The sequence below is a fragment of the Bacillus sp. TH19 genome (genome assembly GCF_016651075.1).
Taxonomy (GTDB): domain Bacteria; phylum Bacillota; class Bacilli; order Bacillales; family Bacillaceae_G; genus Bacillus_A; species Bacillus_A mycoides.
In genome coordinates this window covers 982952-998587 of the sequence record NZ_JAEKEO010000010.1, presented here as the reverse complement: position 1 = coordinate 998587, position 15636 = coordinate 982952, and the positions used below count along the sequence as shown (strand labels likewise).

At 34.7% G+C, this 15636-nt stretch carries 14 protein-coding genes; 1 reads left to right on the top strand and 13 read right to left on the bottom strand.

Annotated elements, in window-relative coordinates:
• Positions 1–28 precede the first annotated feature (28 nt).
• From cbpA to JFU54_RS22765, 11 genes are all read right to left on the bottom strand, one after another.
• Positions 29–652 carry a cyclic di-AMP binding protein CbpA gene (gene cbpA / locus JFU54_RS22815; RefSeq protein ID WP_002140932.1) on the bottom strand — a complete coding sequence of 208 codons (624 nt, stop codon included), beginning with the start codon at positions 650–652 and terminating at the stop codon, positions 29–31.
• A gap of 125 nt (positions 653–777) precedes the next feature.
• Positions 778–1407: a class II aldolase/adducin family protein gene (locus tag JFU54_RS22810; protein ID WP_002011549.1), complete on the bottom strand. Its 630-nt coding sequence runs from the start codon at positions 1405–1407 to the stop codon at positions 778–780.
• Between the two features lie 249 nt (positions 1408–1656).
• Complete coding sequence (locus JFU54_RS22805; protein WP_201066522.1) at positions 1657–3915, bottom strand: NEAT domain-containing leucine-rich repeat protein; 2259 nt, start codon at positions 3913–3915, stop codon at positions 1657–1659.
• Positions 3916–4353: 438 nt separating this feature from the next.
• On the bottom strand, positions 4354–5136 hold the full coding sequence (locus JFU54_RS22800; RefSeq protein ID WP_201066520.1) for a DeoR/GlpR family DNA-binding transcription regulator: 783 nt from the start codon (positions 5134–5136) through the stop codon (positions 4354–4356).
• A gap of 40 nt (positions 5137–5176) precedes the next feature.
• Positions 5177–6361 carry a saccharopine dehydrogenase family protein gene (locus JFU54_RS22795; protein WP_061675917.1) on the bottom strand — a complete coding sequence of 395 codons (1185 nt, stop codon included), beginning with the start codon at positions 6359–6361 and terminating at the stop codon, positions 5177–5179.
• The gene (phnW, locus tag JFU54_RS22790) at positions 6358–7455 is read right to left on the bottom strand and encodes a 2-aminoethylphosphonate--pyruvate transaminase (protein WP_088038997.1); all 1098 of its coding nucleotides are present in this window, start codon (positions 7453–7455) and stop codon (positions 6358–6360) included. Before phnW ends, JFU54_RS22795 begins: the two co-directional genes overlap by 4 nt.
• A gap of 16 nt (positions 7456–7471) precedes the next feature.
• The gene (gene phnX / locus JFU54_RS22785; protein ID WP_201066518.1) at positions 7472–8266 is read right to left on the bottom strand and encodes a phosphonoacetaldehyde hydrolase; all 795 of its coding nucleotides are present in this window, start codon (positions 8264–8266) and stop codon (positions 7472–7474) included.
• A gap of 21 nt (positions 8267–8287) precedes the next feature.
• The gene (locus tag JFU54_RS22780; RefSeq protein ID WP_002126162.1) at positions 8288–10045 is read right to left on the bottom strand and encodes a putative 2-aminoethylphosphonate ABC transporter permease subunit; all 1758 of its coding nucleotides are present in this window, start codon (positions 10043–10045) and stop codon (positions 8288–8290) included.
• On the bottom strand, positions 10046–11047 hold the full coding sequence (locus tag JFU54_RS22775) for a putative 2-aminoethylphosphonate ABC transporter ATP-binding protein (protein WP_002086828.1): 1002 nt from the start codon (positions 11045–11047) through the stop codon (positions 10046–10048).
• Positions 11048–11066: 19 nt separating this feature from the next.
• Complete coding sequence (locus tag JFU54_RS22770; protein ID WP_201066517.1) at positions 11067–12143, bottom strand: putative 2-aminoethylphosphonate ABC transporter substrate-binding protein; 1077 nt, start codon at positions 12141–12143, stop codon at positions 11067–11069.
• Positions 12144–12371: 228 nt separating this feature from the next.
• A complete protein-coding gene (locus JFU54_RS22765) occupies positions 12372–12527 on the bottom strand; it encodes a hypothetical protein (protein ID WP_002011566.1) in 156 nt (51 codons plus the stop codon).
• Positions 12528–12624: 97 nt separating this feature from the next.
• On the opposite strand from JFU54_RS22765, the gene JFU54_RS22760 reads away from it, so the two are divergent.
• Positions 12625–13008, top strand: a complete 384-nt coding sequence (locus JFU54_RS22760; RefSeq protein ID WP_002011568.1) for a DUF3905 domain-containing protein — start codon at positions 12625–12627, stop codon at positions 13006–13008.
• 38 nt (positions 13009–13046) lie between these two features.
• Here JFU54_RS22760 and JFU54_RS22755 read toward each other — a convergent pair whose 3' ends face one another.
• Complete coding sequence (locus tag JFU54_RS22755; RefSeq protein WP_201066515.1) at positions 13047–14396, bottom strand: TrkH family potassium uptake protein; 1350 nt, start codon at positions 14394–14396, stop codon at positions 13047–13049.
• Between the two features lie 23 nt (positions 14397–14419).
• Positions 14420–15613: an NAD(P)/FAD-dependent oxidoreductase gene (locus JFU54_RS22750; RefSeq protein WP_002030511.1), complete on the bottom strand. Its 1194-nt coding sequence runs from the start codon at positions 15611–15613 to the stop codon at positions 14420–14422.
• Between the last annotated feature and the right edge of the window lie 23 nt (positions 15614–15636).

Here is a 15636-nt window from a genome sequence, read left to right as displayed (position 1 = left end):
TAGCAGATAGGTACCTTTCCTTTTCAACTTAAATATAATCTACATGACTCACCCTAAATCCCTTTTTCTCTATCTTTTCAATTAATTGCTTTAATTTTTTTTCATTTAACTCATCCGATATATTTACGATAACACGGCGAATATATTGATCACCGTTATCAAGCGTAAACAGTCCACCGATATTATATGCTTTTAATAATGTCCCAAGCTCTTTAATTGTTCCCTTACAATCTTGTGTTGCAATTGTTAATATATAACCACCCGTCCGCATACCGAACGAATCCTCAATAACATCAAATACATTAGAGTGTGTTAAAATGCCGACAAATTCATTATACTCATTTAAAACCGCTAAAAACGGGAGACGACGAATAACGTAAAAAGCTCTAAAAAAAGAATCCTTTTCAAAAATAAACGAATTTGGATTTTCCAGTACATCTTCTGTACTTACATCCTCTAATCTGCTATTACACTTCTTTTCTAAAAGATCTACTTTATAAATAATCCCCGTGAATTCCTTCTCATTTTCTGCTAATACAGGAATTGCGCGAAATCCCGTTTCATTCATAATTTGTAACGCCTTTTCACCAGAATCATTCGTTTTGCAAAATGTCACCTGCTGTTTTGGCAGAAAATGATATTTAACTCGCAAAATATGTTCCTCCTTACATGTCAACATGTAATCTATATATAATAAGGAGACCTATATTTTATGAGTGAAATTTCTTTTTAAAACGCTTTCATTTTTAAGAGATGGTAATCTCTGTGAATACATCTTTATATAACAGAACTTTTTGCCCCTTTTATCATTAAAAGCTTTACGTGATAGTTCATTAAATACTCTATACCTTCCAACCATTTTTTCGCTTCTTCTGGAGTTTTCCCCCACACGATCATTCCGTAATTATGAACAAGGACTACTCCTCCACCTTCAATAAAATTCGGAACATTATTTTCTAATAAATTAGCGAATTTCTTTTCATCTTCTACAATTGGAATTGTCATTTCTGTAATACCGTCTTTTCCAAAAACACGTTCCACACTACGTTTTTCGAATGTTACTTCTCCTTCTTTCCCATATAGCTCTGACATTAAATGACTATCTACAGTCTGTACTTGTAAAATGCATTCTGCACTACTTTTTTTATAAATATCCGCATGCATAAATGACTCTATAGCTGGTTTTTCTTCGTTTTCAAATACTGGCTCACACATGCAATTTACGACAATAAAATCTTCTTCAGAAAATACCCCTTTATCTCTTCCCTCTACATTCACTAAAAATGTTAATGGCTCTTTTGACGTACACATCGATAAACTAATTTTCGTACCATAAAACCAATCGCGAAGTGCCAATTCTGCTTTCACATCTTTTAATTCGTTCCATTTTTTCAGAAAAAATAACATTTCGTCACCCCCGGCGTAATATTAATATAATATTCAAATCCTTTCTATATAAAAGGAATGTTTTTTGATTATTCTAAAAATTTAATTGAATTATCACACGAGAATGCCTTTTTGTCAATATGGTTTCAGCACCTATCGGAAAAATAGGCCTATTACATGTAAACACTCCTGTCTATTTAGCACTTGATTTTGTACATATAAAAAATACGTTATTCTTCTTATTAAAGAATAACGTATTTTTCTCATTTGTTATTTAATTATTGCGTTATATAAAAATTGTGCGTATTGTTCACGTGTTACGAAATCATCACCTGAAAAATTACCTTTGCCGTCACCTTTTGATACTTTATTATCCACTAAAGCTTTCACATATCCTTCCGCCCAATGACCAGATGGCACATCTTTAAAGCTCTCTACACTATTTTCATTTTCCTTTAACTGGAATACTCTTTGTAATACCACTGCCATTTCATAACGAGTTAATACTCCATCTGGACGGAACTTATCATTACCGTATCCTGTCATAATTCCAGCTTGTACCACTGCATCAATAGCCTTTTCATACATATTTCCTTTCGTATCTGTAAACATCATTTTTTGTTCTAAATCAGTGTCTAATTTTAAATACCTTTGTATTAGAAGTGCTACTTGCCCGCGAGTAATGTTGTCACCAAATCCAAATTGCCCATTTCCATAGCCTATAAATAACTTTTCTTTCGCTAAATAGTTAATTGCTTCTTCTGACCAATGACCCTTTGGCACATCTTTAAATTCAATTACTTCTTCCGCTACTTTTTCATTTACAACATTTTGAATAACAGACCCTGTGAAGAAGATTCCTGTATCCGCAAATGGATCTTTCACTCCAAATTCATATACTTTCTCACCTGGTGTACTCCACTTCACTACACCATTACTATACGTACCACCATCACTCTTCAGACGGATTTTTGTAGATACCTCACCGTCTTTTTCGTATATAGGTACTTTTACTTCTTTATTTACTTCTGTATCCTCTAAAAAGACTTTTTGGTTTTGAACATTAATGTAAGCTGTCTTACTTAGTTCTATTACTGGTCTAACATCGCGGATTTCATTTGCAACAAAACTTAAATATACTAACTTATTCAACTTACTAACTGGCGATAAGTCTGAAATATAATTTGCTTCTAAATCAAGTTTTTGTAAGTTTACTAGATTTGATAATGGAGTAATCTCCTTTAACTCATTATTAGGTAAATCTAATTCTGTAAGCTGAGTCATTTTAGCAAGTGGTGTCACATCTTCAATTTGATTTTTACCGATAAATAATTTATTTAATTGATTCATTTGATCAATACCCGATAAATCTTTAACCTTATTACGCGTTAATACTAAGTCCTTTAAAGGTAATGAATATAACGGTTTAATATCTTCAATTTGATTACCTGCTAAAGTTAAGTATGTTACATTTTTCAATGCGCTTAATGGAGCAACATCCGTAATTTTATTATTTGCTAAATTCAAGTAATCTAGTTGTTCCATTTTCGCTAATGCTGTTACATCTTCTATTTGGTTGCCTGATAGATATAAACTTTTTACATTTTTCATTTCAATTAGTGGTGCAACGTTTGTAATTTTATTATTACTCAAATCAAGAGATTCTAAATTTTCCATCTTAACAAGTGGTGTTACATCTGAAAATTCATTACCACGCAAAGCTAAATGATTTAATTGCTTTAAATTCGCAAAGAACGACGGATCTGTTATCTTCGCATTCGCAACTGTTAAAGATTTTAAATTTGGCATATATTTTAATGCACTATAATCCAGAATCTCATTCGTGTTTAAAAACAAGTCCTTTACTTGTAATAACTCTTCTTTCGTAATTGGTGTATTTAAATCTTTTCTATTAAATACTTTTTTATTAACAAGTTCTCTTAATTTGTTATCTGTTATCATATTTTGATTATCAACTGGATTATCTGTTTCCGTATTGCCTGAATTAGAGTTATCATCTGGTTTCTCTGTTTCTTTTTCACCTACAGTTGGATCTTTAATTTCAAATTGAACTTGATATTTGTGATCATATCCAATAGCCGGAATAAATATATGCATTTGCATATTGTGCTTCTGCTCAAATTCGCCAATTTCAAATTGGACTACTTTCGTTCCATTTTTTCTTTTATCTTCTGACAGAACTTTCACATCATGAAATACACCAGGTTGATTTCTATCTTCTATTCTAAGATATTGAAAATAATCGCTATCTTGTATTGTTACAGTAACGATTTTTTTCCCATCTTCAATTGCTACTTTAGGATTTTTTATGTACTGAGAAACCATAGATGGCTCATCTTTTTGATCCTTATATATTTTAATCTCAGTATCATACGTGCGATCACTGGCTGCTGCTACCGACTGGTTTGCTTCAATTTTTATTGCTGCTAACGCTGGAGTAGAATACGCAGCAAATGGAATAGCTAATGTTGTTGCTACTACTAGAGCTTTAATATAACTTTTTTTCAAAATAATATCCCCTTATCTTATATATATTCCAATTGATAATTACTATCAATTGCTAACATAATAAATGATAATGAATCTCATTATCATTGTCAATAAGAATATTACATTAAGTTTATATTTCCATAGATAAAAAATAAAAAACCCTTTACTCAAAGGGCTTTTTTGCCTATCGTATGAAGGATTTCACTTTTTTCTTTTTCATTAATAACACCAATTTTTTGCAAAATGTTTGCATACAATACAAGTTTATTATATATCCGTTCCGACATACTTTCCCTTCTTTCCTTCGACCAACTTTTTTTGTATTGGTAAATTATATGAACGAGATGAGAAAATGTGTCCACTTTTTGCATAAATACAAAGCTTTTATTTTTTTACTTGCTGATAGTAAAACTCCCACCTAAAAATTAGGTGGGAGTTTAAACGTATTCAATTCATTTAGCAAACTGTCCATTGAATATTATGCTTTTTGACTTCTTCTTCAAAACTATAGGGCATTTTCTTATCACAAATAATATGTTGAATACGAGAAAATCCTGCTATTCGGTAGTTCCCTTTTACGCCTACCTTTGTATGATCGCATAAAATATACGTTTTCTCAGCTAATTTCATCATCGCTTCTGACAGTTTCGCCTTTTCTAATTCAAAGCTAGAAGCCCCAAAACCTTGCAACAACCCATCAATCGAAACGAATGCTTTATGAAAATGAAATTGATGAATTACTTGCTGTGAAATAGACCCCGACACACGTGAATGTTTTGGAGATACTTTCCCGCCTATAAATAAAACTTCACCGTGAAACATCTTTTTATTTATAGAAGAAATTAATTGTGTTGCTACTGGAAATGAACTTGTTACAATCGTTAAATTTTTACGATGAACAAGATATGGCACCATTTGAAGTGGTGTACTTCCATCATCAATCGCAATAACATCTCCATCTTCCACAAACGTTGCTGCTTTATACCCAATTCTTTTCTTCTCTTCTATATGCAGCATCTCTCGTTCTAACATCGGTGCCTCTATCCCAGCTCCCGGAAGTTGAACGGCTCCACCGTACACTTTCTTCAATTTTTTTTCACGATCTAATTCTTCTAAATACCGACGAATCGTCTCTGTTGATACTGCGAACTCTCTCGCTAATTCTGAAACTTTTACTTTTCCTTTAAACTCTACCTTCTCAAGAATTGTCCTCTTTCTCTCTTCACCTACTACAGACATAGCCTCACCCCATTTATATCTACCTCATAAACTGTCTTACTTATACAAAGTTATAATTTTCTTTGTAAGTAGAAATCTCTTCATGAATATAAATACCGCGCTTTTCTAGTTCGTCAAAAATAATTTGTGGATTTTCGAAAGCTTCTTCAGGAGTAATAACACCGACTTTATTAACTACTCCTTTTGCAATTAACTCTGTAGCGATTCCAAATGGGATACCAACATTTCTTGTATAGGCCCTTAATTTCTCCCAACCTACTACAGAACCGTCAGATAGCGGATGCGTATGGTATAACACATGCCTTTGTTCTTGATTATTTTTCATACCTACTACTTCTACATGAAGTGCATAACCATAAAGCTCTGTTGCTTGTCCTTCTTTCGATTTTAATAGATACTTCGAAATACAATCCATAATACCAATTTCTTTACCGTTTATTTCAATTTGATCATTACGCAATATACCATAATCATATAAAGCACGAACGAGCTGCATATTTTGCTCTGGCCAAGTTCCTCTTGTTTCAATAAGTTGTACACCTTTATCTTCCAGTGCCTTCGCTAACGTAATCGTTTCTGAATGCGGGATTATATACTGCATTGTTTTTCCGTAAGGTGCTGGTAATTCAATTTCTCTCGGGCGCGCAAACGGAGGTACTTGCTTAAATTCACCTTCCTCATACACTGTACGCGTCGGCAAATGTGGATCATATTCATATGTCGTTGTCTCTGTAATTGATGCAGAAAAAGCAATTGGACGATACGAGCCATGACTTACTCGAACTGACTCTACAGTATCTAACTGATTTGCTGCATACATGGCCATCATTTGCGTTACACCTGGTGTCATACCAAACCCAGGTAAACATGTTGTTCCATGTTGAACAAATTTAGAGTGGGATTCATTTTCTTCACCAAATCCATTTAAGTTCACACCGTGACAACCGGCATCTGCGATACAGCGAGTAGACAATCCATTTAACTTTATCGTCGTACCATCCATTACAATGTTATAGCCCTTCATTTTTGCGACCGTATCCTCATGATTTGTCACATCGACTTTCACAAAATCAACACGAGGATCATTTAACCACTCTACTACTTTTCGGCCTTCCTCTTCATTAAAATCGGCTACCGTAATCGTCTCAAAAGATGAAAATTGAACTAAATCTAAAATTGCTTCACGACAAATTTTACCTGCTCCACCTAAGCAAAATACTTTCACCCTATAACAACCCCTTTAGCAATACTATCAACTAAGCGAATAATATCGTCTTCATGTACATCACCGATATTTCCAATGCGGAACGTATCTACTTTCGAAATTTTACCTGGATAAATAACAAATCCATATCGCTTTAATTCATTATATAGCTGCAAAAATTCAAATCCTGCTTCTGGATAAATGAAAGATGTAATAATAGGAGATTGATATTTTTCATCTACTAATGGCTTAAAGCCCATTTCTTTCATTTTGTGCACTAGTAGTTTTTGATTGCTATAATATCGATTGTAACGGGCTCTTACCCCGCCTTCTTCTTCTAATTCAAGCAATGCCTGATAAAAAGCATGTACAACATGTGTAGGTGAAGTAAAGCGCCATTTCCCATTTTGCTCTTCCATCGTTTCCCACTGATCATATAAATCTAATGATAAAGAACGAGCTTGCCCTTTACATTTCAATAGTTCATCACGATTTGCGATGACAAAACCGAATCCGGGAACACCTTGAATACATTTATTCGCACTACTAATTAGAAAGTCAATTTGCAACTCAGCGATATCTATTTCAATACCACCGAAACTACTCATTGCGTCAACCAGTGTAACTTTTCCATATTTTTTTCCCAATTTACATACGTCTACAATTGGATTAATAATACCTGTAGTTGTTTCACAATGAACAACTACAATATGCGTAATCTCTTTATCTTGTTGTAATAACTGTTCTACTTCTACAATATTAGTAGGCTCCCACTCTTCTGTTTGACTGACCACCACATCTATATGTAACATCTCTGCCATTTGTACAATCCGCTTACCGTACGCACCATTTGTACAAACTAGCAGCTTTCCGTTTCTAGGAATAACAGAACCAATTACTGCTTCAACCGCAAACGTACCGCTTCCCTGCATTAAAACTGTTGTGTACTTTTCTTCTTCCTTTGTCGCTAGCGATACAAGCCTATTTCTTACATCTTGCACCATAGTGTTATATTCAACATCCCACGTACACCAATCGTATAACATAACTTCTTTTACAGTTTTTGTTGTCGTTAATGGTCCTGGTGTTAATAATAAATAGTGATTTTCATTCATGATCGTGTGCCCCCCTTTATGAAATAATAAGTTCTTGTTTCTCGATATGTTCAATTACGTTTTCGAGCTCCTGCATCGTTTCAATTGTAAAATGAGCCCCATTTTCAACGAAACGATTACGAACTACTTCTATTTTTTCACGAAGATCTAACGGATCCATATTCTCAACTTCCTCTTCCGTTAAACCGAGCTCACTACTACCGAGGATTACACCAACTGTCCACATTCCAGCATTTCTACCCTCTTTCATATCTGACACGGTGTCTCCAATTTTTATCATATGATTCATTGGGTATACACAGAGTTCCATCGCATTTTTATAACACATCCACGGATATGGACGACCTGCTGGAACATCATTTGGCGTCACAAGAAAATCAGGTTTATACCCTTGTATTTCTGCTTCTTTTGCAACAATGTCCATCATTTCTCTCGTATAACCAGTTGTTGATCCAATTTTAATACCTCTTTCACGTAGTGAAGAAACCACTTCTTTTACCCCATCAATTGGCGTGGCATAGTACGGTAAAATAGCAAAGAGAATTTTTTCAAACTCTTCATACATCTCATGAATATCTTCTTCTGTTGGTAATTGTCCGAAGACACGCTTCCACTCATTCGAAATACGGGGCATTTCCGTTAATACCCTAACATGATCAATCTTCAATAACCCCATTGGTTTGCGAGCTTCTTCTGCTGTAATTTCAACACCGCGTTTATGAAAAATTTTCATGAATACTTCTAATGGTGCAAAACATCCGTAATCAACTGTCGTACCTGCCCAATCAAAAATAACTACTTCAATTTTCATTCTATCCATCACCCTTCTTACTTATCTTTTTTGCCATTGTGACGTTCGGTTACGAAGTGCTTTCGTTCCCCATTCATATACAACCCTCACTACAATATTTGTAACAACAATAAGTACACTCATTGCAGCTGCTGGTGCTACATTTCCTGCATCGTCCATATTTACAATTGATACAGCAGCTAGTTTAAAATCAGCCGCATATAAGAACACTACTGCCGATACAGTCACCATTGAATTTACGAAATAGTACATAACCATTTCTAAAATAGCTGGTAAACACATCGGTACTGTTACTCGAAAGAAAGTTTTATAAAACGGTACGCTCATCGACTGTGAAACAAGTTCAAACTCTCGGTCTAGTTTCTTTAAAGCAGTCGTTGCGGTAACAAACGTTACAGAGTAAAAATGAATGATATTTACTAATACTAAAACAGCAATTGTGCCATATAAGGAATGAAACGGATTTGTTACTGAAAGTCCTAGAATTTGAATTGTTGGTTGACTAAAGAAAAAGACATATCCTAATCCAAGTACTAATCCAGGAATCGCTAACGGTACAATAGAGAAAAAGTAGCCTACTTTTCTGAAAAACTGTAGCTGTTCTATTTTTTCAATCGCATAAGCGAACACAAATGTTAAAATCGCCCCGATAACTGCCGTAATAGCTGAGACAATTACACTATTTTTAAATGCTTCAATTCCGTCTCCTGTCAAACTTGAAAAATTAAAATGCTCAAGTGTAAAACTCATATTATATGGCCATACTTTCACACTTGCAGCAATACCAACTGCCACAAATAAAAGAATGATCATAAACGTGACTATGCTACAATATACGAATGAAATAACATCTCTTTTCTTATTATTTATTATTCTGTAAGGTACTGCTTTTGAAGATAAGAGATTCGCCTGTTTTCTTTGCGTAATACGATCAACTGCAAATGCGAAAATAGCTGGGATCAATAAAATCATTCCGACAGTTGCGCCCATGGACATATTTTGCTGTCCAATTACTTGCTTATATACGTCAGTAGCAAGTACGTTATATTGTCCTCCAACAATTTTAGGTGCCCCAAAATCAGTGAAACTAAGTGTAAATACAACGAACATCGCACTAATTAATCCGTATTTCACACTAGGTAAAGTAACCGTAAAAAACTGTTTCACTTTACTTGCACCCAACATATTAGAAGCTTCATATAAACGATAATCAGAACCTTGGAGAGCAATTAATAAAATAAGGAATGCTTGCGGAAATGTATACATAACTTCAGCCATTACAATTCCTACTGGTCCGTATAACGGTATTTGTATTCCTTCAAATAAACCAAACATTCCTTTTGTTATTAACCCTTGATTACCAAATAAATATGTAAGCGCAATACCGTGCATCATCGTTGGTGCGAATAATGGTAATAATGCTATGTATTGAAATACGCGCTTTCCAAAAACATTTGTACGAGCGATCGCATATGCGTAAGCGAAAGCGAGTGTAACCGAAATAATTGTTGTAGCGCCCGAAATCCATATCGTATTTTGTAGTGATTGAACTAGCGTTGGTGTTGTGAAATATTTACTGAAATTCGCAACACCAACAAAAGCTCCATCTTTATCATAAAAAGCTTGTGTAAACAGTTGTAATAAAGGCAATACAAGCATGATAAAAAATGAAAGAAGCATACCAATAATTAATAGTCTTTGTATCCACTCTTCTTTACCGATACGTCTCTTAATCTTTTTTTTTGTACTTTCTGCCTTAAAGTTTTCTAACATCTCCATCTATACAATGACCTTCTTTCCATATGACAACATATGATTTTCTGAGAAAGAGATTTGAATTGGCTTTCCTTTTCTAATAGCAGTTTCCTCTACTTCTGATGCCAATATATCCACTACAATTTTCTCATTATAAAGGTGTGTTTTCTCTTCTATGACCCGCACTTCCGTCCGGTATACAGAACCGCGAAATTCCATACTTTCTACAACTGTTTTAATACCATTATTTTGTACAACTGTTACATGTTCAGGACGAATCGCATGTTCTTCGTTATTTTTCGAAAAGAAATTAATAGAACCAATAAAATCTGCCACAAACGGATTGGCTGGTCTTTGATAAATCTCCTCTGGTGTTCCAATCTGCATAATTTCCGCATGATTCATTACAACAATTTTATCAGCCATCGTTAATGCCTCTTCTTGATCATGCGTTACCATAATAGTTGTTACTCCCACTTTTTCTTGCAAATCACGCATTTCTCTGCGCAACTTTTCACGCACTTTTGCATCTAAAGCAGATAACGGCTCATCAAGTAACAAAATATCGGGAGACAGGGCGAGCGCACGTGCAAGTGCTACTCGCTGCTGTTGTCCACCAGACATTTGAGCAGGATATTTATCTTTTACATTCAGCAAATCAACAAGTTCTAACGCCGATAGCGCTTTTTCTTTTACTTCTGCTTTTCCATATTTTTTTGTTTTTAAGCCGTATTCAATGTTTTCAAGTGCAGTTAAATTCGGAAATAATGCATACGATTGAAAAACCATTCCGAAGTTCCTCTTTCCAGGTGGTAATGCTGTAATATCTTTTCCATTCACAGCAATACTACCTGTTGTTGCCTCTTCTAGCCCCGCTAAAATTCGGAGCAATGTCGTTTTCCCACAACCACTTGGGCCTAATAAACAAACAAACTCATTTTTTTTCACAGTAAAAGAAATATCCTTTAACGCTGTAAATGCATCAAACTGTTTTTGGATGTGTTGAATTGATAAATATTCGCTCATTTTTCTCTCTCCCACTCACTTACTTTTTCGGTTCTGCTTTTTGGCCAAACTCTTTTTCCCATTTTTCTAAAATTTTGTCACGATTTTCTGCTGCCCATTTAAAGTCATTCTTTTTATATAACTTTTCTGTCACATCTTTAGGGAATCCATCTGGAAGTTTATAATCATTTTTAATTGTCGCAAATCCATTTTTCTCGAAGTATAACTTCATTACATCATCTGTAATTGCCCAATCTAAAAATGCTTGCGCTAATTTATCATTTTTAGCATTATCTTTTTTAATAAGTGCGTTCGCTTCTACTTCCCAGCCTAATCCTTCTTTCGGCAGTACAACTTCAACTGGTGCACCTTTTTGTTTCTCTTTCAAAGCACTATAAACCATTGATACACCAACTGGATATTCACCTGCGCCTGCTAATTTCGCTGGTTTTGAACCTGAATGAGTATAAGTTGCCATATTATCATGAAGTTTCTTCATGTAATCCCAGCCCTTATCTTCTCCCATAATTTGTAGCCATGCAGAAACTGTTAAAAATCCTGTTCCAGAAGAAGCCGGATGCGGCATAACTAGCGTTCCTTTATATTCTGGTTTCGTTAAATCTTCATATGATTCTGGCATCGTTAAATTTTTCTTCTTCAATTCTTCTTTATTTACAGCAATCCCCGTCATAAATGCAGTATTTCCTACCCATTTTTCTGGTTTCTTATCGTCTTTAAATTGCGAAAGGACACGATCTGCTCCTTTTGGAGAGTATCCTTTTAACATATCTTTTTTCTCTAAAGCTAATAGACTAGACGCTGCAGTTCCCCATACAACATCTGCTTGTGTATTTTTCCCTTCAGCTAGCAATTTCGCTGTAATAACTCCTGTTGAATCACGAACAATGTTCAACTTCACGTCTGGGTACTTCTGTTTAAAAGAATCAAGATAAATCGGTACAAGCTCTTCTTCAATCGCTGTGTAAACAGTTAATGATCCAGATAATTTATCATCTTTTACTTTTGCTCCAGCACTTTCTTCTTTCTTTGCACCACACCCCATTAATAACGAAAATACCATTCCAGTTGCTACAGCTTTAAAGATTGTTTTTTTCACTGTCTCTCTCTCCTTTTACAAATCTTATGTACAACTCTAATATAAACAACTAGTGTAAAAGCAGTATTAAACCAACATTAATCTTTTGTTTGTTGTTTGTTTTTGTGTAATACGTTGCTACTTCTATGTTTTTTCGCATTTTTCTGCTAATATCAAACGTGAAATTTACAAATAATTAAAAAAACCTTTATAATCCCACAAAAAAATGAGGCGTTTGTAAAAAACGCCTCATTTTTGTTTACCTTTTTTTGAATTACGATTTGCATACTTCGCACTATTTTCTCCTTCATACTCTAATGCAAATTCTGCATCTGGTAAGCTTTCTTTCGGAGTTTTATTATTATTAATTGCTGCATTTTGTTTTACTTTTCTTTTTACCAACATACTCACCTGCTCTCACGAAATAACTTTCTATTCTAGTTTGAAACAACTTACAGTAATTATTACTGGGAAGTGTTAACAAGTACATAAGAGCTTATAAATGGAAATACTACATACGAACAAGCCATTACAAAAAGGAGCGATTACTTTGAAAGAAAAAGAAACGATACAATCGCCAATTTTAGACGAGACGCTCCCTCATCAAATGAACTTTCCTTCTTTTAAAGGCACAGGCAAAAAGATGCAACAACCTTTTATAAATCAATATGATGTTGTAATTGGAGACAGTAAATACGATTCCACTAACAGTCCTCTTAATAATTGGAGTGATGAGGTAGATCCTGCTATTATGGCTGGGGAAGAATGGATCCATCCTACAAATGATATCGGATGGATTGCAGAAGAAAATCAAGAATTACTAAAAAACGAAGTTGATAATAAAAATGATGCTTTTATGCATCCCCAATTCGGAATTAACGACTAAAAAACCATTCTACCTAACGCAGGTAGAATGGTTTCATACTATCCAATAATAATTCTCTCTTTCGGATATTTATAGCGAGGCGGTTGCTCTCTTCCGCCACTAGCTAATATAAATGTTAAAATACCGACGCGTCCGATAAACATAAGTACAATGAGTACAAGTTTACCAACAGTTGTTAAATCAGGAGTAACACCTGTTGATAGTCCCGTCGTTCCGAAAGCAGAACAAACTTCAACGATTAAGCTCATAAGCGGTACATTTTCCGTAATAGATAAAATGAATAGCGCTGAGGCACATAATAAAATCCCCATCGTCATAACGACAGATGCTTTCAACACGTCCTCTTCATGTAGCTGACGTTTGAAAACTCGGACTGTTCTCCCGCCTCTTGCAAATGTATATAACGATAATATACTAACTGCAAATGTTGTTGTACGTATTCCGCCCCCAACTGAACTTGGAGATGCCCCAATGAACATTAATATACTCATAAATAAAAGCGTTGGTTGTGATAATTCACGTATGTCCATTGTAGCGAGTCCTCCACTTCGCGTCGTCACAGATTGGAATAATGTATAAAATACAGTTTCATGCCATGACTTTCCTACTAAAAAATGATTTCGTTCTAATAGAAAAATCATAATTGTTCCAACAATAACGAGTACAAGAAATGTCGTTGTCGTCAATTTTGTAAATAACGAAAAGCGAAATAGTTGTTGTCGCCTTTTACTAAGGAATTGTTTTACTTCCATTAACACTGGGAAACCGATAGCTCCTAAAATAATAAGCAACATATGAATCATTTGAACAATATAATCTTTTTTGTACGGAATAAGTGATTGTCCTGTTAAATCAAATCCTCCGTTCGTTGTTGCGCTCACAGCGGCAAAGAAACCGTGAAAATATGCTTCTTGCCAAGTCGGGAAATATAGTAAGAACCTTGTACCTAACAGTATTGCTCCAATGAGTTCTATCGAAATAATTACAATTAAAATAGAACGCATCAATTCTACAAGGCCCGATAAATTCCCTTGGTTATGGTCTGCCATAATTAATCTTCTTCTTTGCAAACCAATCTTTTTCCCCGTTATAATCCAGACGAATGTACCAAGCGCCATAATTCCTAATCCGCCTAATTGTAAAATAAGGGCTAAAACAATAATTCCTGCCGTTGTAAACGTATCTGAAATCGTAACAACAGACAGTCCCGTAACACTTACCGCACTAACAGATGTAAATAGTGCATCGATAAATGTCCATTTCACTTCAGGCTTCGTAACAAATGGTAAACTAAGCAAAATTACCGATACGACTACTGCTAGTAAATAAAATACAACGATAAGTTGTACGGGACGTAACTTTTGTAAAAACTTTTTTATATCTCTCATTCCATCACTTCGCTACCTTTTTTCTATCGATTAAATAAAGAAAAATCATCACTTTCTTCATTTGTAAATAACTGCTGAAATAGTTTCGCAAATACCATTCCGTATACAGTTCCATTTCCCCCATACGGCAGTGCGTAATATAAATTATGTATTTTTTTATCTTCTTTTAAAATAGGAAGACCGTCATGACTGCCACCAAATGCTGCTGCCCAATAGTACTCTGCTCGTATATTTTTATACTGCGGGAACATTTCTTTTACAATGTTAATAAGAAGATCACGCTTATGCAATAATTTCGTATCGCCGATTTTTTGAATTTTCAGCGCCTCATCTAATCCGCCTATAACAATGCGGTTTTGATACGTTCGACTATACAAATACGGACGTGCTGTTTCCCAAATTAACGATTGCTCATGCCAGCCTTCAAAATAATCTATCTTATTTGTCACAACGGCATAAGACGTTTCTACTGTTGTATTTTTTTCTTTCTTTCCAAAAATTGCTTCATAACCTGTCGCCATAATAATATTCTTTGCTACTATTTTATTTCCTGTATTCGTGTAACAAATTAAATCATTTTGGATTTGTTTAATATGTAATGCCTCTGTATGTTCGTATATAGTAGCGCCCATTTGTTTCGCTTTATGCAAAAGACTATGCGCTAATAAATACGGATTCACTTCTGCATCACCGCTTGTATATAACGCTGCTTGTTTTGCAAATGAATAACGTTTCTTAATATCAGACTCTGTAAAATATTCAACCGGAAATCCATAATGGCGTAACGTATTATATTCTTCTTGTAAAAATGAAACATCCTCATCTCTACTTGCATAATACAAACTATTTCGCGGAATAAAATGGGGATCAATATCGAGAGTTGGCACAACCTTCTCCATTGTTTGCAGCGCTTCATAACAAAGTCTATATGCTCGTACCCCTTTCTCTTCACCAAATGTATGAATAAGAGAGGTTAACGATTTATCATGAACAAATTGTAATAATCCTGTATTTGCAGCTGTGCTACCACATGCAATTGCTCTTTTTTCAATGAGCATAACACGCATTCCAATTTTAGCTAACGAATACGCTATATGAGCACCTGCTTCTCCACTTCCAATTACTAGTACATCACATATCATATCATTTTCTAACGTTGGATAACAAGGTACAGAAACTCCAGCATTCCAAAACAACTTACCAGTCATAAGCTTCATAATTATACTCCTACAATGTAATT

Excerpts from the sequence above, each read along its gene's own strand:
- JFU54_RS22810 (WP_002011549.1), bottom strand. The coding sequence starts at position 1,407 with ATGTTATTTTTTCTGAAAAAATGGAACGAATTAAAAGATGTGAAAGCA.
- JFU54_RS22800 (WP_201066520.1), bottom strand. The coding sequence starts at position 5,136 with ATGTCTGTAGTAGGTGAAGAGAGAAAGAGGACAATTCTTGAGAAGGTA.
- phnW (WP_088038997.1), bottom strand. The coding sequence starts at position 7,455 with ATGAATGAAAATCACTATTTATTATTAACACCAGGACCATTAACGACA.
- phnX (WP_201066518.1), bottom strand. The coding sequence starts at position 8,266 with ATGAAAATTGAAGTAGTTATTTTTGATTGGGCAGGTACGACAGTTGAT.
- JFU54_RS22780 (WP_002126162.1), bottom strand. The coding sequence starts at position 10,045 with ATGGAGATGTTAGAAAACTTTAAGGCAGAAAGTACAAAAAAAAAGATT.
- JFU54_RS22775 (WP_002086828.1), bottom strand. The coding sequence starts at position 11,047 with ATGAGCGAATATTTATCAATTCAACACATCCAAAAACAGTTTGATGCA.
- JFU54_RS22765 (WP_002011566.1), bottom strand. The coding sequence starts at position 12,527 with ATGTTGGTAAAAAGAAAAGTAAAACAAAATGCAGCAATTAATAATAAT.
- JFU54_RS22760 (WP_002011568.1), top strand. The coding sequence starts at position 12,625 with ATGGAAATACTACATACGAACAAGCCATTACAAAAAGGAGCGATTACT.
- JFU54_RS22755 (WP_201066515.1), bottom strand. The coding sequence starts at position 14,396 with ATGAGAGATATAAAAAAGTTTTTACAAAAGTTACGTCCCGTACAACTT.
- JFU54_RS22750 (WP_002030511.1), bottom strand. The coding sequence starts at position 15,613 with ATGAAGCTTATGACTGGTAAGTTGTTTTGGAATGCTGGAGTTTCTGTA.